Consider the following 16,512-nt stretch of genomic DNA (forward strand, 5'->3'; position numbering starts at 1 on the left):
CCCTCCTTTACTTAAAAAGTTATCAAGATAGAGGAGTAATCAATGGGATTTAAAAAAGATTTTCTGTGGGGAGGAGCAACTGCTGCCAACCAAATTGAGGGCGCGTTTAATCGTGATGGTCGTGGTTTAACCACGATGGATACTTTAACAGTTGGAGACAAAAATACTCCACGTCAAATTACTTATAAAACATTGGAAGGTGAAATTAAATACGCTGAACGGTTATCAGCTATTCCTGAAGGGGCAGTAGGGCATATCATACCTAATGAATTCTATCCCTCACATTCTGGTATACAATTCTATGATCATTATAAAGATGACATTAAACTTTTTTCAGAAATGGGATTTAAGGCTTATCGAATGTCTATCTCTTGGACACGTATTTTCCCTAAGGGTAATGAGCTTGAAGCTAATGAGGCAGGGTTATCTTTTTATGATTCTGTGTTTGATGAGTGTATCAAGTATGGGATTGAGCCAGTTGTCACTTTATGTCATTTTGATACACCACTTTATTTAGCAGACCATTATGATGGCTGGTCTAGTCGGAAAGTTATTGACTTTTTTAGTCACTATTGTGAGACAGTTTTTAAACGCTATAAAAACAAGGTGAAGTATTGGATCACTTTTAACGAGATTAATGTATTACGTTCTTGGTTACAAATTGGTATTCACAAGAATGATGATCAGACAAAATTTCAGGCACTTCACCATATTTTTCTAGCCTCAGCTAATGCTGTTCAGCTCTGTCATGAGATTATTCCGAATGCTCAAATCGGCAATATGGTTATGTATGCTCCTAGTTATGCTATGACGGCTAGACCGGAAGATGTGATTGAAAATATTAACTATAAACGTCAAGTGGAATTTTACTTAGATGTACAGGTGAAAGGATACTATCCTGCTTACAAACTGAAAGAGTTTGAACGTAAGAGTGTTAGCATTGAGATGGAAGAAGGTGATTTAGAGCTCCTGTCTAATGGTACAGTTGATTTTATTGGTTTCAGCTACTATATGTCCACCATGTCAACAATAGATACTAGTGTGCCTAAGACACCTGGGAATAATATTCTCAGCTACAAGAATCCAAACTTAGAGGTTTCTGAGTGGGGCTGGACTGTAGATCCTTTAGGCTTACGTATCGCCCTTTGTGAAATGTATGATCGTTATCATGTTCCCTTATTTATTGTGGAAAATGGATTAGGTGCCAACGATACTTTATTATCTAATAGTCAAGTTGATGATGATTATCGGATTGATTATCTTCGCACTCATATTAAGGCTATGAAAGATGCAGTTGATCTAGATGGAGTAGATCTTATGGGTTATACTCCATGGGGATGTATAGATCTTATCGCATGGTCAACAGGTGAAATGAAGAAACGGTATGGCTTTATCTATGTTGACGTTGATGATAAAGGAAATGGTAGTTTCAAACGCTATAAGAAACTATCCTTTGATTGGTACAAAAATGTGATAGCAACAAATGCTGAAAATATTACATAGTTTGAATTTAGAGGACTAATATGGAAATTATTCTTTATTCACTTATTGTCTTTTTTGCGACAGCTATAGGTGCTACTTCAGGTGCAGGGGGAGGTGCAATCATTAAACCACTCTTTGACTTAATTGGCATGGATAATGCAACAGTTATTGGGATATATTCAACCATTGCAGTATTTGCAATGTGCTTATCTTCTATCTATAAACATGCAAAAAATGGAGTAACATTCAATAAGAAAATTCTCTACGGATTATCAATTGGCTCAATTATTGGAGGTATTGTTGGAGAAATTATCTTTAAGTCATTGACTCAATCTATTCCGAATAATTCAGTAGTTTTCATTCAGTCCATTTTACTCTTTTTTGTCCTGCTATCAGTATTATTCTTCACTCAATTTAATGAAAGAGTCCCTAAATTTCAAATTAGACATTTACTAACCATTTTGTTTGTTGGGAGTGTCGTTGGTGCTCTTTCAGTTTTCTTGGGAATTGGTGGTGGACCTTTAAATATAATTGTTCTTGTTGGAATGATGTCTTTCTCTGCAAAGGAATCCGCTCCTTATTCCATAGCCATGATTTTCTTTGCTCAGATTCCTAAAATCATAAAACTTGTAGCATTTCCTCCACAGGAAAATTTTAGATGGATTTTAGTACCTTTAATTGTTACTGCAGCAATTCTAGGTGGTCAAATTGGAACGATTATTAATCATAAGAGTACAGAAAAGCAAGTCAATCGTATATATGCCTTTCTAATGTTTGGATTATTGATTGTTTGTATTTTTAATATTGTTAATAATTTTTAGGTACTATTTATTACTGAAACCCATAGAGATTCGTTTGTTTTTTAGTCAAGTTGATCGTTCATGTCTGACATATTGGTTTTCAAAAATGATATAGGAAATTAGATTTAATATTGGTTTTGTTGTATATGCATTTTACTAAATTTCTGAATATGTAGACTATGAGTTTTTACAAAATTTATCTTATTACAAGAGAATAAGAATGGAGTCATCTTTTGATGAACTCCTATTTTTGTACTAAATATGTTGTAGTTTTCTTATACGAATATTGGCAAATTAGTGGATTCTCATCTAAGGTACTTACCTCAAAAATGAAAAAGTGATCACGATTATCTCTAGCCTTTTCCTTATTTAGGACAAAGTAATTCTTACGAGAAGTTGCCATTGTTTTGAGGATATCATCAGTCAGAAAGGTCAATGGTATATTCATGTTGGAGTAACGGTAGAAGTCACGTTCAAAATCTTGGTAGCTCTCGCTGTAATAGTCCATTTGTAGGTGATTACGCTGAAACTCAAGCTGATTCATAGAGCACCTCCTCTACAAGTTCAATACTAATTATGTCTTTCAATTTCAAATTGATGTGACCTGTTGGGGTTTTTATCAAAAAGCAATCTTTGGTCAGACTTCGTATTGTCCCAGTGTAGGAAACTCGATTGTTTTTTTCAACGACATGAATGCGGGTGTTCAGTTGCCCAGCATACACCTGACTGAGGAGTAATAATTTCTTCTCTAGTGATAAATCAGACATGTACGTTACTTTGTTTGCATCATCAGAAAGAGCAGATGTATGCTCAGATAGGAAGAATCCCATCCATTTTTGCATCTTAGTATCCTGGTACTCTCTTGCTGACTGAAATGGTAAGTATGAGCGATCAATCATTTTAATCCCTCCAATCCACCAGCGGAATGACCGCCGATAAGTTTACTGCGTTCAATATTTCTGGAACCTTCAGTTAGGACGGTTCCTTTTTGTATGGCTAAAAAGCCAAACTGTTCTCTGACAACATCAATAGCTGTCTGAAGTCTATTCTCTTTTTCAATTTGTTCTACATCATCAAAAAGTGATAGTAGAGTATAGCTTTCATCTACGAAGCCACTATAAGAGACACCGATTTGTCTCACTGCACCAGAGTTGTATTTCTTTCGGAATAATTCTAGTACATGACCAACCATTGTTTTTGGAAGATTTGCTGGGTCAATTTTTTTCTGAGCATTTATAGATTTTTTCATCTCAGTTCTAGAATAGCCAATATGAATAGAAACGACAGTAGCTTTCTTATGTGCTGAACGCAGTCGATTAGCAACCTGCTCAGCCATTTCAGCTAATACGATTTCAATTTCTCTTTGGGTTCTGTAATCTCTAGGAAGAACTTGTGAGTTACCTAAGCCTCTTGATTTTGGTTTATAAGGTTCATGGACGTTGCTCTCATCAACTCCATTTGCGTGAAACCAAAGCTGAACACCAACTTTACCGAATTCTTTTTTTAGAATATCAGGATTGAAATTGGCCAGTTCTTTGATTGAATGAATACCAAGTTTTTGTAAATGAATCTCGGTTTTACTACCAATCCCCCAAAAGTCTGTTAATTTTGGTATAGACCATACCTTGGTTTCTACATCTTCATATGACCAGTTAGCTCTCATTGTAGCAGTTTTCTTTGCTTCATTATCTAGAGCTAGTTTAGCTAGAAGAGGATTGGAATTACTCATTCCAACAGTTGAGATAATACCTGTTTTACTGTAAATATCTCTCTGAATCATAGCCGAAACATTATCCAACATATCTTTCCTTGACATTGACTTATCAGAAATAAAGTAAGAGAGTGAGCTAGTAAGGTCAATAAAGCCTTCATCGATTGAATAGGGGAGAATGTCATCTGGAGCAGCATAGTCTTGAAAGATATGCTGAATCTCTAGATTCTTCTCAATATATCTGTCCATTCGAGGAGGAACGATGAGTGTACGTTTTGCCCAGTGTTCAATAAACGATTTATACTTTGGTGTTACCTCAATTCCCTGTTTCCATGCATTTTGATAGCTGAATTTTCGAGTGTTGATATCAAATGGCAAGTCGTAGGAACGACCTACATTTGCTTTACCGAAGACTTTCTTAAACATAGGAGAAGAAGCGAGAATCAATCCTGCCGAGTTGTCTGCACGGCTCATGACACACAGTGATGTGTAGAGCGGATGCAAACCTCTATCCACACATTCTACCGAAGCGTAGAAGGACTTCATATCGAGGAAGGCTATGTCACTTTGAGGTTCAAAAGAATAGTCGATATAGCCCATAGGATTATCTCCTTTTAAGTTTTTCTAGCTCTTCGATAAGTTCACCGATGTAATCTGTGATGTCGTATTCAAATTTGTCAGGGGTGAAGATAATACGTTCGTCTTTGATGTAAATCATTTCTTTAACATTCATTGGTATTGTCATCCTCCTCGGTCATAGCAATCAAAATAGAATCCTCTATCAAAAAAGCGTAAGGATAGATTTTTGCATCATCATTTTGAGGAATAAGAATTTCATCGAATCCTTCATTCTCTAGCCGCTCTTCAAAGTTGTCCATACAGAATATTTCAACTTTACAGTTCGGATTGAAACCATACGTCCCAAGTTCTAAAATATCCTTTAGCTTCATGACTATACCCCCTCTACAGGCATGAAGTGTCCCACAACTAGACCAACAATTCGGAAATCATCATCTTTGGAAATAAAGCGTTCTGGGTTACCTACCTCATTGATGGACACCATTCGGAAACCATCTTCAACTTTGTATAGTTTTTTGATGTAGGTTTGGTCATTCCAGACCAAGGCATAGATAGCTCCATCGTAGTCAAAACCAGTTTCACGAATAAGAGCCACCTCACCATCCAAGTATTTAGGAGACATAGAAGTTCCTTTGATCCAAGTGGCAAAGTCGTAACCATATTGTTCTTCGTCAGAGTAAACGGTACAAGTTTCGTATTCGTCCGCAAAACTTTGACCAGGACCAGCAGATAGCGAAATATCGTCCAGAACCTCGATAGGAAAAAGCTGAATGACCTTACGCTCAGCCTCACGTTGAGTTTGAAGTAAGTCCTCCATATATTCCTCAGCTAAAACTTTGTTGAAGTCATTAAGCTGCAGGAAGTTGTTGACAATGTTGTACTCAGATTCGAAGTACGTCACTGGAACATCAAGAATAGCAGCTAGAGCAGTAAGGTTTTTTTGATTTGGTTTTGCTCTTCCAGATTCCCAGCTATTGTAAGATGAACGATTAATTTCAAGTATGTTTGCGATTTCGACCTGAGATAAGTTTTGCTTTTCTCTTCTTTCTTTGAGACGTAATCCAGAAAACATGGTATAATACTCCTATGTTGTTTTATAAAACAACTAAATTACATCCAAAAATAACAAAAAATGCAATGATTTTATTAGTTGTACGGATTTCGGTACTTTATGGTAAAATTATATATAAAATCTCAAGGAGTTGTTATGAGTATAAGTTACGGTCCGCTATGGAAAAAACTAGAAGAAAAGAATATTACAAGAACTGAATTGAGAGAATCCGTCAAACTAGCTTCCAGTACTTACTCCAAATTAATAAAGAATGAGAGTGTTACAACGGATACTTTGCTGAAAATTTCTTTGTACTTACAGTGTGATGTATCAGAATTAATAGAAAGTTTATTTGAGGAGGTTAAAAAGTAAAACGATATGACATATACTTTAAAGAAAGAGTTAGGACAGGTATTTACGCCAAGTAATATTTCAAGATTAATGGCCTTGTTTTTTCAAGGAAGGACGTATGATGAGATTCTCGATCCTGCTGCAGGGTCAGGCTCTCTTTTAGAAGCCTGTATGGATTTAATCGATAGAGAGACAAAATTAAGTGCGGTAGAAATTGATGAAGATTTAATTGATATTCTAATAGATAAGGGATTCGATACATCTTAATGTATTAAAGATTTTGGTAATGGCAGTAGGTGCTGGTCTTGGAGCATGGGGTGTTATTAACCTTATGGAGGGATATGGTAATGATAACCCTGGAGCAAATGCTCATGTACGGTAAAGAAGCAAGCAACCGAAAACAATAGATAGACCGCCAGCACTACACTATTCCGAACCAAAGACCAAAAGATAAGCATTTTGAGAAAATCTAAACTTTTGGATTTTCCTACAATGCCGACTACGGCGGAATCCCTCCCACTCCTTATATATTTCTTTCTGTATACATTGAATTTGTATTTAGTAAAATGCAGACAACACCACGGATCGGCTTTTGGCTGGACAATTCCAACCAAACACCGCAGCAGACAGTAGAAACCATTCTGAACGTTAGGAAGCCGGTATGATTGTTACATATAAGGGGAAGAAAAATTTCTTTTAGATACTTGTTTTCCTAAAACTGATGTGATATAATAATTCAATTCCAGAAAAGGAGTAAAAAATATGCGGCAAGGTATTCTTAAATAAAACTATAATCAAATAGTGGGAACAAAGGATTATGATAGTCCCTTTTGTAGGGGCTTAGTTTTTTGTACCCAATTTAAGAATACTTTTGCCTTATCAATTTTGACATATCCCCAAAAACAGCACTCACAAACAGGTGTATGCTGTATATGTGTAGGTGCGCAAATTATCATCCCCAGTGGTAAAAGTATTTTACTGCTGGGGATTTTTATGCCCTTCGGGGCAGTAAAGGGAGGACAATCACATGAAAATAATCAATATTGGAATTCTTGCCCATGTAGACGCTGGAAAGACGACCTTGACGGAGAGCCTGCTATATGCCAGCGGAGCCATTTCAGAACCGGGGAGCGTCGAAAAAGGGACAACGAGGACGGACACCATGTTTTTGGAGCGGCAGCGTGGGATTACCATTCAAGCGGCAGTCACTTCCTTCCAGTGGCACAGATGTAAAGTCAACATTGTGGATACGCCCGGCCACATGGATTTTTTGGCGGAGGTGTACCGCTCTTTGGCTGTTTTAGATGGGGCCATCTTGGTGATCTCCGCTAAAGATGGCGTGCAGGCCCAGACCCGTATTCTGTTCCATGCCCTGCGGAAAATGAACATTCCCACCGTTATCTTTATCAACAAGATCGACCAGGCTGGCGTTGATTTGCAGAGCGTGGTTCAGTCTGTTCGGGATAAGCTCTCCGCCGATATTATCATCAAGCAGACGGTGTCGCTGTCCCCGGAAATAGTCCTGGAGGAAAATACCGACATAGAAGCATGGGATGCGGTCATCGAAAATAACGATAAATTATTGGAAAAGTATATCGCAGGAGAACCAATCAGCCGGGAAAAACTTGTGCGGGAGGAACAGCGGCGGGTTCAAGACGCCTCCCTGTTCCCGGTCTATTATGGCAGCGCCAAAAAGGGCCTTGGCATTCAACCGTTGATGGATGCGGTGACAGGGCTGTTCCAACCGATTGGGGAACAGGGGAGCGCCGCCCTATGCGGCAGCGTTTTCAAGGTGGAGTATACAGATTGCGGCCAGCGGCGTGTCTATCTACGGCTATACAGCGGAACGCTGCGCCTGCGGGATACGGTGGCCCTGGCCGGGAGAGAAAAGCTGAAAATCACAGAGATGCGTATTCCATCCAAAGGGGAAATTGTTCGGACAGACACCGCTTATCCGGGTGAAATTGTTATCCTTCCCAGCGACAGCGTGAGGTTAAACGATGTATTAGGGGACCCAACCCGGCTCCCTCGTAAAAGGTGGCGTGAGGACCCCCTCCCCATGCTGCGGACGTCGATTGCGCCGAAAACGGCAGCGCAAAGAGAACGGCTGCTGGACGCTCTTACGCAACTTGCGGATACTGACCCGCTTTTGCGCTGCGAGGTGGATTCCATCACCCATGAGATCATTCTTTCTTTTTTGGGCCGGGTGCAGTTGGAGGTTGTTTCCGCTTTGCTGTCGGAAAAATACAAGCTTGAAACAGTGGTAAAGGAACCCACCGTCATTTATATGGAGCGGCCGCTCAAAGCAGCCAGCCACACCATCCATATCGAGGTGCCACCCAACCCGTTTTGGGCATCCATCGGACTGTCTGTTACACCACTCCCGCTTGGCTCCGGTGTACAATACGAGAGCCGGGTTTCGCTGGGATACTTGAACCAGAGTTTTCAAAACGCTGTCAGGGATGGTATCCGTTACGGGCTGGAGCAGGGCTTGTTCGGCTGGAACGTAACGGACTGTAAGATTTGCTTTGAATACGGGCTTTATTACAGTCCGGTCAGCACGCCGGCGGACTTCCGCTCATTGGCCCCGATTGTATTGGAACAGGCATTGAAGGAATCAGGGACGCAACTGCTGGAACCTTATCTCTCCTTCACCCTCTATGCGCCCCGGGAATATCTTTCCAGGGCTTATCATGATGCACCGAAATACTGTGCCACCATCGAAACGGTCCAGGTAAAAAAGGATGAAGTTGTCTTTACTGGCGAGATTCCCGCCCGCTGTATACAGGCATACCGTACTGATCTGGCCTTTTACACCAACGGGCAGAGCGTATGCCTTACAGAACTGAAAGGGTATCAGGCCGCTGTCGGCAAGCCAGTCATCCAGCCCCGCCGTCCAAACAGCCGCCTGGACAAGGTGCGCTATATGTTTCAGAAGATAATGTAACGTCTTGCGCAATGCAAGCGTTCATTGCTGGCTATTGCGAAATATCATTGATAAAATCAGTATCAGAGAGGAGAAACTATTTTGAACCAGGAACAGACGAATATTACAACAGGAAAGCAAATACGTCATCTGCGAACACAATTGGGAATGACACAGGAAGAACTAGCCGGGGAATTGAATGTTACCCGGCAGGCACTATCGAATTGGGAGAGAGATGTTAATGAACCCGATTTAAATATGTTGAAAAAATTTGCTTTCTTTTTGGAGTCAACATGGACGATTTTGCGAAGGAGGTAATAACAAAGATGGAAACATATGAAAAAAAGGAGAAACGACAATTTAATAAGTACGATATGCTTCATGCTATGAACATTTTGAAGCATTTTCAAAGGAAAAAGAAGATGGGAGGTAAGCTATGGGCTATGTACCAATTCCCAAAGATTTAAAAAAGGTAAAAACAAAGGTAGCCTTTAACCTTACAAGAAGACAATTAATTGGATTTACACTTGCTGGACTGGTTGGTATACCAGTCTATTTATTTATGAGAAAGTTTATGCCAAATGATATAGCGATACTGTTTTTAATTGTATCAACGCTTCCAATCTTCTTTGTAACACTATTTGAAAAAGATGGACTTACCTTTGAGAAATATTTTAAGCACATATATCTACACAAGTTTTATCAACCACAGAAGCGACTGAGAAAGGAGGTTTACCTTGAACAAGAAAAGAAAATTACAGCAAATTCAATTAGAAAAAAATCAAAAGGTATTAAAGGAAAACAAAAGAAACCTGAAAAAAGAAAAGCTGACTAAGCAGAAGAAAAAAGCTTCTCTAATCGACTTAATATTTAAGAAAGAGCCTAAGAGATATACTGTTGAAGACACAATACCTTATCTGAGAATGCTAAAAAGTGGAATATGCCAGCTTGATGAAAAGCACTAGAGGGGCCGTTCCTTGAGTACCTAGTAGAAAAAATTGAAAATGGAACCACAGTTGGGGTGATTTTACCTAAATCTCATCTATTTGGATTAGGAAAAGAATCAACAGCTATCAGGAAGTTATTAATAGAAAAATTTGGATTGACTAAAATTTTTCTTTATCCGAGAGATAACCTATTCAACGATGTTACTATGGAAACTGTAATATTGGTCGGTGAAAAAGGTAATACCACAGATGATGTAGTTTTGATTCAAACCACTCATAAGGTTTCAGATATTAATATTAATGATTTATCAGAACTGGAGAAGTCTGATGTGTTAGATATTAGAAATATTTCTAGAACTAAGCTTAATTTGTCAGTAGGTGATGGGTGGAGAACTTTCCTTAGTGATTTTGATATTCCTTATGAAATTAGTAAGGATATAAAGAACTCAAAAGGATTTCCGAATCTATATCGTGGAAAAGCTGGTAATAAGGGAGCTACTGATGTTCTTTTTATTACGAAACATCCACAATGGGATAAATTAGAAAAGATTGTTCCACAATCATGGTTAGTAGATGCAATTGAGAATGTCTATGATATTAATGAAAATTGTAAGTATATCACTAACCAAAAGTTGAAGTGCCTAGCTCCACCAGTGGCTGCTTTTCAAGTAGGCACTGTAGAAAATCAGTTATTAGATAAAATTATTAATATAATTCAAGCTCATTCTAACTCTAATATTCAAGGGAAGCAACAGAAAAAAACAAAAACAGTTTCTGAGATAACAAATATCATCGAGAGTGATTCATCTAAGATAGTTCCAGCTGGTAGTTTGATAATACCAAGAAATCTTAGAAATCATTATTATGAAAAAGTTTGCCAGATTTTGAAGTATGCTACTTTTTCGGTAGGCTCTACAAAATGTGGTATAATTTTTTTAGAAGATAAGTGTAGATAATCTTGGAGATGTAGATGTTCGATAAATATATTTTTGATACATACCATGAGAAAATTATCAAAACTGTTAAAGGTTTTGTATTTAATAATAAGGATAATACTGATTTATCTACTCACATGGTTCCTGAGCCAAACGGTTTTATTGAGTTTGATGACTTTGACTTATATAAAGTAAACTATGAAATTCTTAATAATTATGAGTTAAAGATTGAAATTATTGTAATCGCAGAAGTAGTGGTTCGACAATATATCAAAGGTGAGATGGAGATTGATACAAAATCTAAGTATGTCTCTGTACAGGCAAAGATAGAGCTTGATACAGGGATAAAAAACTTTCAAATTTACAATACAGAATTCAAAGAAGATCTGTATAATAAATCCAAAAACTTTATACTGAGTAACGACTGGGTTCCTTACATAAGGAAAAAAGATTTTGATGATATTGCTGAAAACTTCTTAAGGAAGTACTATCCTCAAGCTATAACCCAACCTACCCCTATTCCAGTCGAGACGATTGTTTCTAGAATGGGTTTGACAATCTATCAAGAAAAGTTAACTATTGATGATTCAGTTTTCGGGAAGATGGTCTTTAAGGATACTGATGTTGAGGTTATTGAGGATGGGGAACTAGTCTCTAAGCGTTTTAACAAAGGTAGTGTCCTTGTTGATAAAGATGTAGTCTTTAAACGGAACGTGGGTTCTTATAACAATACGGTTATCCATGAATGTGTTCACTGGGAACTTCATAAGGTATTTCATGAAGTTAAGATGATTCTAGATAAGAGTCACTCAACTGTTAGTAGCTGGACAGAAGAAAATTTAGCTGATTCAAGTATGTGGACTCCTCTTGACTGGATGGAGTGGCAAGCCAATGGGATTGCCCCTCGAATTCTTATGCCTAAGATCCAAACTAGAATAAAAATTAGGGAGCTATTTCAAACTTTGACATTAGTTAATCCTGATTTGAGTCGATCTGAATTAGTGCAAGAAGTAGTTGACAATTTAGCGGCTTTCTTCAATGTTTCACGGCAAGCTGCTAAAATCAGGATGATTGATTTGGGATTTAAAGAAGCAACTGGTGTGTATAATTATCTAGATGATAGGTATATGCACAATTTCGCATTTGAGTTGGATGCCTTCGACAACGGCAATAGTTATACAATTACATCTAATGATTTATTTTTTGAATACTGTTTTAATGAGGAATTCAAGCGAATCATTAATAGTAATAGGTTCTTATACATTGATAATCATCTTTGTTTAATAGATAAAAAGTATATTTCTTTTACAAAAGATGGACCAATAATGACAGACTACGCATATGAGCATATGGATGAGTGTTGTTTGTTATTCAAAGTGAAATCAAAAAAATTGAGTTCAATTTCTGATGCGGATTACTATGATTATGTATTAAATAGAGGAGTCACAAAAGAAAGTGAAATAAAGGCTGATTTTGAAGAAATTATTCAGAATCCTAGCCTAATGTCTCAATTAGAACCGTCGGTATTGTTGGAACTTGGTAATAGAATCTCTGCCCTATTGAAAGAATTACCGTTAGAGTTTTCGGGAACACTGAAAAGTCATCGAAAGCGGAAAAAATGCTCACAACCATTATTGGCGAGAATTGTTGGCATCGATGAGCGAACACTTAGGAAATACGAGACTGAGGATGATTATTTACCAAAATTAGAATTAGCATTGTCATTTTGTTTTGCATTAAAATTGTTTCCACCAATAAGTGAGGATTTGCTAGAGAAAGCAGGTTACCGACTAACAAAAACCCCCAAGCACCAAGTCTATCAGTTGCTACTGTCAACAAACTACTACAAGCCTATTGCTGAAATTAACTCAATGTTGCAAGCTGCAGATATGAAAACCTTATAAACTATCACAAAATTTGTGGTAGTTTATTTTTTTTTATCAAAAACCAGAAATTCATATTCCGGTTTTTGGCTCAAATTTGCATAATTCAATAAAGGAAATAATCAGGAAACCCGTTAGAATAGGTTTTTAAGGCGGAAGTATGGACTACCTGTTTTTAGTAGAGTCAAAACTATATACTAAGAGTGTAAAGATTAATCCTACAATAAGTCGTCTCCTTAAAAATACTTTGTAATGAGGAATGTTCCTACATTATTGGCTTTAACTGTGTTTTTAAGGAAAGCAGATCAACTAATAAAGCCAGTTGACCATGATTAAGCAGAGGAAATGCTGATATGGTCAAATACAAAATTGAATATTGGTTTGTCATTCTCTTTTTCTTTGCTTGCCAAAGAAATGGAGTCAAAACATGGCAATCAATGTCAACTTTTTCAACTACTGTCAATCGCAAACTTCTTCAACTGGTGTAGAACCAACAGAAGGTGAAGTACTAGCTCCTATGTTTGTTCAAGCTTACTATATGTCTTCAAGCCAGTCGGGGCTAATTCGAGGTACATTACGTCAATGCCGTATCATGGGCATTCCAATTTTAACTGCATTTGTGCCTGTTTCAGAAGATGAGTATGAACAAACGGTCTGGTGGTATAATAACTCGGTTAATGATTATCTCAAGCAATTTCGCAAACCGAGTAAGTATGCATTAGAGATTTCATCTTGGGAAGCTTTTACCGAAAAGCAAGATTTAGCAATTGCTGATGAAGGTATCGAACTTTACTTAGCAATGGAGCAGTTCGATTATTTGAAAACAATACTTGCTGAATCCAATTATCAAGCGCCAGAAATTTTGGAAATGCTACTGGAAGGTTATGAGTATAAAGAAATCTTTGAGAAGTTAGGTGTCAAAAAATCAGCTGGATATAAAAAGGTCAATAAAGTTCAGAAAGATGGATTGGAGCTTTACAAAGTGTTAAACAAATAATTAAATCGCCATCTCGATTGTGAGGTGGCGATTTTTTAGTCTTTTTGGTAAAAGGAACATTCGTATCCATCTGCTCGAAGTTTGATATCAGTCATCCATTCTGGGGCAATTCCCATCAAGTAGGCAATCTCATCAAGGCTTTGATCTATGCCACATTCAATAATCACTTCATCGTGAACATGACCTACAATATTGAATTCTTGTAATTGTTTCATAGCAAAAGCAAGTATATCACGGCTTATGGCTTGGACAATGTTTTCGACAAACTTTGGACCATAACTCTCAAGTCTTTCCCATCGTTTAGCAGTACCAGTTCCCTCATAAGTGATGGATTCTCCACCAAATTGGTTCTCACCAATTTTAGGTTTGACATAGGCGAGTTTTCTTCCAGAAGGAAGGGTGATGGATAACATTCCCTTGTTGACTTCGAATTGAATACCATGTGTTTCGGTTTGTATATGCTGTTTAATGGCAGTCTTCACAGCTCGATCCACATCCCACCAAAAGAGTACGATATTTGGGTTGGCTTGTCTCCAAGAATCGACGAGTGGTCGGAGTTCTTTATCTTTAAGTCCCATATCAAGTGCACCCATAGCTTTTAAAGCACCGACAGAACCACCATAGCCACAAGCCAGTTCAGCAATTTTCCCTTTTTGACGCAGTTCTGAATTTTGACCATATTTCTCAACTGGTACTCCAAACATCTGCGATGCTGATATACAGTAAATGTCTTTCCCTTGTTCAAATACCTTACTACGCCATCTCTCTCCAGCTAAGTGGGAGAGTACACGAGCTTCGATAGCTGAAAAGTCGCAAACAATGAATTTCTTTCCTTTACTAGGGACAAAGGCAGTTCGGATAAGTTGAGATAAGGTATCTTGTGTGTCGTAGAGAAACTCAGTAGCTTCTAGGTCACCTGTTCCGAAAAGTTCTCTAGCTTCCTCAAGGTCAGGAAGATGGTTCTGAGGTAGATTCTGAAGTTGTACCAAACGACCAGCCCATCGACCAGTTCTATTAGCTCCGAAAAATTGGAACATCCCTCTTGCTCGACCGTCTTTACAAACACAGTTCATCATAGCCTGGTACTTAGAGACACTTGATTTGGCAGCTTGCTGACGAAGTTTGAGAACTTGTGCAGTTGTTTCATCAGCCGTTTTGAGTAATTCTTTCACAACTTTTTTGTCTAGAGAATCTGTAGTTACTCCATGTTCACGTAACCAGCCAATCATCTGCAGAACAGAGTTGGGATTTTCAAGACGTGTTAATGCTTTTAGTTCTTCTTGGATTTTAGCTTTGCTTTCTGAATCAATTTTTATAGCAGCTTTGACAAAATCAATATCTATGCCAATACCACGGTCATTGATAATCTGATCCTGGTGGTACTCATCCCAAACAAAATCTGGTACTGGGAAGTTTTTTAACCTCTCCTTGATGGCCAATTCGACCTCAACATCACGTCTGTTGTAATCGATAAAGGTAGACCACTTGTTAGGTGCGTGATGAGGAAAGTTACGAATTCGTCCCCCATTGACTTTGGTTGGCTTACAAGGCACGCAGAAGTAGCGAATGAGATCAGCCCCCTCTCTCATCTTTTTGTCTTTGAGTTTGAGAACTGTTCCAACACCTTCTAAGGAAAGCGGGAGTCCTAAATATGCGGACCAAATCATGCTACATCTCCATGAATTAGGCGAGAGAAATCCATCTAATAATAAATCAGGATGATGTTTCTTGAGCCAGTTGGATAGACAAATTCGTTCAAATGAAGCGTTGAATGCCCATTTGATGACTCTATCGTCTACTAAAGCTTCAAGAATGTCTTGTGGTAATTTCTCTTTAGTTAAGTCGTAAACAGTCACTGGTCCATTATTGACAGATACCGCAAACAGAAGGAGTTCAAAACTGTCATCTTCCGAATAGCGATAGGCACCAGATTTTCGTAAGTCAATTTCACAATAAGTTTCGAGGTCTATACTAATCTCTTTAATTGGCATAGTACGTCCTTTCTGAAAAAGGTGACAGAAGTACTGCCACCTAAAGTTCTATTTGTTTTTTCGACTGAGAGGTGTTTGGCTAAGTTTTTCTTTATTTTGCTTTGCCTTTCGTTCCATTTCATTTCGAATGTCATCTCTAATGGTCATATACCCGAAGTATAGTCCGATAAGCACCCAGAGTCCCATAATAGTACAAGTTAAAATAGTATACATCATCAATCTAACTCTCTCTTTCTAGTTCAAAAAGTCATCATCATCTTCAGTCGCAAAATCATCCTCAGCACGAGTACGTCCTCCAAGTGGCTCACCATCACGCAATTTTTGCAAGTTATTCAAACCGCAAGCAATACCTTTATTACCATTTGAATTGAAAGCATAGAAGGTAATAGAAGCACGACCATAGATACCAGAGTACAATTCTGAAGTATCAATGATTTCTTGACGATTGCCATCAACGACTCCAGGTTTGTGTGGAGAGTTGGCATTTACGAAGTAAGCATTTTTGTAAGCTTCATCATCAGGGCGTTCAAGGTCGCCATCACGAAGTGGAGTTTTCAGAGTAGACAATGCAGGTACCGATTTGCCATTGCCTTTGAGTTTTGACTCACCTTCTTTATAGGCTTGCTCAATGGCTGCTTTGATCTTGTTAATGGTGGCAGTATCCTCTTTTGGAATGATGAGTGAGGCACTGTACTTGGGAGTGCTACCATTGATAGATTTTGGCTCATTGGCATTTAAGTAGCTGAAGCGAGTGTTTGGTCCTGTTATTACTTTGGTTGTCATATAGACAATATGTAAAGACCCCCAGTTGAGAATTCGTGGATTTACCTGTACACTAGAATAAAAAAACAATCAACTT

At 38.1% G+C, this 16,512-nt stretch carries 16 protein-coding genes and 4 pseudogenes; 12 read left to right on the forward strand and 8 right to left on the reverse strand.

Annotation, left to right across the window (positions count from 1 at the left end; all coding sequences use genetic code 11):
• Positions 1–42 precede the first annotated feature (42 nt).
• The gene (locus tag P7J49_RS10615; protein WP_408570655.1) at positions 43–1,503 is read left to right on the forward strand and encodes a glycoside hydrolase family 1 protein; all 1,461 of its coding nucleotides are present in this window, start codon (positions 43–45) and stop codon (positions 1,501–1,503) included.
• A 20-nt stretch (positions 1,504–1,523) separates the two neighbouring features.
• Complete coding sequence (locus tag P7J49_RS10620; RefSeq protein ID WP_408570656.1) at positions 1,524–2,303, forward strand: sulfite exporter TauE/SafE family protein; 780 nt, start codon at positions 1,524–1,526, stop codon at positions 2,301–2,303.
• A 223-nt stretch (positions 2,304–2,526) separates the two neighbouring features.
• Here the strand turns inward: P7J49_RS10620 and P7J49_RS10625 are convergent, their stop codons facing one another.
• The 6 genes from P7J49_RS10625 to P7J49_RS10650 are packed head-to-tail and all read right to left on the reverse strand — an operon-like array spanning position 2,527 to position 5,644.
• The gene (locus tag P7J49_RS10625; RefSeq protein WP_408570657.1) at positions 2,527–2,826 is read right to left on the reverse strand and encodes a DUF5960 family protein; all 300 of its coding nucleotides are present in this window, start codon (positions 2,824–2,826) and stop codon (positions 2,527–2,529) included.
• Positions 2,813–3,181, reverse strand: a complete 369-nt coding sequence (locus tag P7J49_RS10630) for a hypothetical protein (RefSeq protein WP_408570658.1) — start codon at positions 3,179–3,181, stop codon at positions 2,813–2,815. The genes P7J49_RS10625 and P7J49_RS10630 overlap by 14 nt, the downstream gene beginning before the upstream one ends.
• A complete protein-coding gene (locus P7J49_RS10635) occupies positions 3,178–4,593 on the reverse strand; it encodes a Y-family DNA polymerase (RefSeq protein ID WP_408570659.1) in 1,416 nt (471 codons plus the stop codon). Before P7J49_RS10635 ends, P7J49_RS10630 begins: the two co-directional genes overlap by 4 nt.
• Before the next feature lie 4 nt (positions 4,594–4,597).
• Positions 4,598–4,738: a hypothetical protein gene (locus tag P7J49_RS10640; protein WP_153309563.1), complete on the reverse strand. Its 141-nt coding sequence runs from the start codon at positions 4,736–4,738 to the stop codon at positions 4,598–4,600.
• Positions 4,716–4,943, reverse strand: coding sequence for a hypothetical protein (locus P7J49_RS10645; RefSeq protein ID WP_256796733.1), 228 nt, complete (start codon positions 4,941–4,943; stop codon positions 4,716–4,718). Before P7J49_RS10645 ends, P7J49_RS10640 begins: the two co-directional genes overlap by 23 nt.
• Before the next feature lie 2 nt (positions 4,944–4,945).
• Positions 4,946–5,644, reverse strand: a complete 699-nt coding sequence (locus tag P7J49_RS10650; protein WP_044776768.1) for a helix-turn-helix domain-containing protein — start codon at positions 5,642–5,644, stop codon at positions 4,946–4,948.
• Between the two features lie 99 nt (positions 5,645–5,743).
• On the opposite strand from P7J49_RS10650, the gene P7J49_RS10655 reads away from it, so the two are divergent.
• From P7J49_RS10655 to P7J49_RS10700, 10 genes and pseudogenes are all read left to right on the forward strand, one after another.
• Positions 5,744–5,995 carry a helix-turn-helix domain-containing protein gene (locus P7J49_RS10655; RefSeq protein ID WP_257080468.1) on the forward strand — a complete coding sequence of 84 codons (252 nt, stop codon included), beginning with the start codon at positions 5,744–5,746 and terminating at the stop codon, positions 5,993–5,995.
• 6 nt (positions 5,996–6,001) lie between these two features.
• Positions 6,002–6,241 (forward strand): N-6 DNA methylase, encoded by a 240-nt coding sequence (locus P7J49_RS10660; protein ID WP_044776769.1) that lies wholly within the window; start codon positions 6,002–6,004, stop codon positions 6,239–6,241.
• A gap of 19 nt (positions 6,242–6,260) precedes the next feature.
• Positions 6,261–6,344, forward strand: a pseudogene (locus P7J49_RS10665) (Maff2 family mobile element protein); the annotation flags it as partial.
• A 657-nt stretch (positions 6,345–7,001) separates the two neighbouring features.
• A complete protein-coding gene (gene tet(W), locus P7J49_RS10670; protein ID WP_000691721.1) occupies positions 7,002–8,921 on the forward strand; it encodes a tetracycline resistance ribosomal protection protein Tet(W) in 1,920 nt (639 codons plus the stop codon).
• An 81-nt stretch (positions 8,922–9,002) separates the two neighbouring features.
• Positions 9,003–9,277, forward strand: a pseudogene (locus P7J49_RS10675) (helix-turn-helix domain-containing protein); the annotation flags it as partial.
• 59 nt (positions 9,278–9,336) lie between these two features.
• Positions 9,337–9,735 carry a PrgI family protein gene (locus tag P7J49_RS10680; RefSeq protein WP_106057202.1) on the forward strand — a complete coding sequence of 133 codons (399 nt, stop codon included), beginning with the start codon at positions 9,337–9,339 and terminating at the stop codon, positions 9,733–9,735.
• A pseudogene (locus tag P7J49_RS10685) lies at positions 9,638–9,862 on the forward strand (conjugal transfer protein TraE); the annotation flags it as partial. The gene P7J49_RS10680 and the pseudogene P7J49_RS10685, both read left to right, overlap by 98 nt.
• 23 nt (positions 9,863–9,885) lie before the next feature.
• A pseudogene (locus P7J49_RS10690) lies at positions 9,886–10,803 on the forward strand (N-6 DNA methylase); the annotation flags it as partial.
• A gap of 14 nt (positions 10,804–10,817) precedes the next feature.
• Complete coding sequence (locus tag P7J49_RS10695; protein WP_408570660.1) at positions 10,818–12,686, forward strand: XRE family transcriptional regulator; 1,869 nt, start codon at positions 10,818–10,820, stop codon at positions 12,684–12,686.
• A gap of 406 nt (positions 12,687–13,092) precedes the next feature.
• Positions 13,093–13,662, forward strand: coding sequence for a hypothetical protein (locus P7J49_RS10700; RefSeq protein WP_044776942.1), 570 nt, complete (start codon positions 13,093–13,095; stop codon positions 13,660–13,662).
• A 35-nt stretch (positions 13,663–13,697) separates the two neighbouring features.
• Here the strand turns inward: P7J49_RS10700 and P7J49_RS10705 are convergent, their stop codons facing one another.
• Complete coding sequence (locus P7J49_RS10705; protein ID WP_408570661.1) at positions 13,698–15,653, reverse strand: DNA polymerase; 1,956 nt, start codon at positions 15,651–15,653, stop codon at positions 13,698–13,700.
• A 234-nt stretch (positions 15,654–15,887) separates the two neighbouring features.
• On the reverse strand, positions 15,888–16,436 hold the full coding sequence (locus P7J49_RS10710) for a DUF2815 family protein (protein ID WP_032462758.1): 549 nt from the start codon (positions 16,434–16,436) through the stop codon (positions 15,888–15,890).
• Positions 16,437–16,512 lie beyond the last annotated feature (76 nt).

This window comes from Streptococcus suis (assembly GCF_046032515.1).
In the GTDB taxonomy this organism is placed as follows: domain Bacteria; phylum Bacillota; class Bacilli; order Lactobacillales; family Streptococcaceae; genus Streptococcus; species Streptococcus suis_AL.

What these genes read in the sequence shown, in the direction of transcription:
- P7J49_RS10625 (WP_408570657.1), bottom strand. Translation starts at nt 2,826, where the DNA reads ATGAATCAGCTTGAGTTTCAGCGTAATCACCTACAAATGGACTATTAC.
- P7J49_RS10700 (WP_044776942.1), top strand. Translation starts at nt 13,093, where the DNA reads ATGGCAATCAATGTCAACTTTTTCAACTACTGTCAATCGCAAACTTCT.
- P7J49_RS10615 (WP_408570655.1), top strand. Translation starts at nt 43, where the DNA reads ATGGGATTTAAAAAAGATTTTCTGTGGGGAGGAGCAACTGCTGCCAAC.
- P7J49_RS10645 (WP_256796733.1), bottom strand. Translation starts at nt 4,943, where the DNA reads ATGAAGCTAAAGGATATTTTAGAACTTGGGACGTATGGTTTCAATCCG.
- P7J49_RS10655 (WP_257080468.1), top strand. Translation starts at nt 5,744, where the DNA reads ATGGTAAAATTATATATAAAATCTCAAGGAGTTGTTATGAGTATAAGT.
- P7J49_RS10705 (WP_408570661.1), bottom strand. Translation starts at nt 15,653, where the DNA reads ATGCCAATTAAAGAGATTAGTATAGACCTCGAAACTTATTGTGAAATT.
- P7J49_RS10635 (WP_408570659.1), bottom strand. Translation starts at nt 4,593, where the DNA reads ATGGGCTATATCGACTATTCTTTTGAACCTCAAAGTGACATAGCCTTC.
- P7J49_RS10710 (WP_032462758.1), bottom strand. Translation starts at nt 16,436, where the DNA reads ATGACAACCAAAGTAATAACAGGACCAAACACTCGCTTCAGCTACTTA.
- P7J49_RS10695 (WP_408570660.1), top strand. Translation starts at nt 10,818, where the DNA reads ATGTTCGATAAATATATTTTTGATACATACCATGAGAAAATTATCAAA.
- P7J49_RS10630 (WP_408570658.1), bottom strand. Translation starts at nt 3,181, where the DNA reads ATGATTGATCGCTCATACTTACCATTTCAGTCAGCAAGAGAGTACCAG.
- P7J49_RS10640 (WP_153309563.1), bottom strand. Translation starts at nt 4,738, where the DNA reads ATGACAATACCAATGAATGTTAAAGAAATGATTTACATCAAAGACGAA.
- P7J49_RS10680 (WP_106057202.1), top strand. Translation starts at nt 9,337, where the DNA reads ATGGGCTATGTACCAATTCCCAAAGATTTAAAAAAGGTAAAAACAAAG.
- P7J49_RS10660 (WP_044776769.1), top strand. Translation starts at nt 6,002, where the DNA reads ATGACATATACTTTAAAGAAAGAGTTAGGACAGGTATTTACGCCAAGT.
- P7J49_RS10620 (WP_408570656.1), top strand. Translation starts at nt 1,524, where the DNA reads ATGGAAATTATTCTTTATTCACTTATTGTCTTTTTTGCGACAGCTATA.
- P7J49_RS10650 (WP_044776768.1), bottom strand. Translation starts at nt 5,644, where the DNA reads ATGTTTTCTGGATTACGTCTCAAAGAAAGAAGAGAAAAGCAAAACTTA.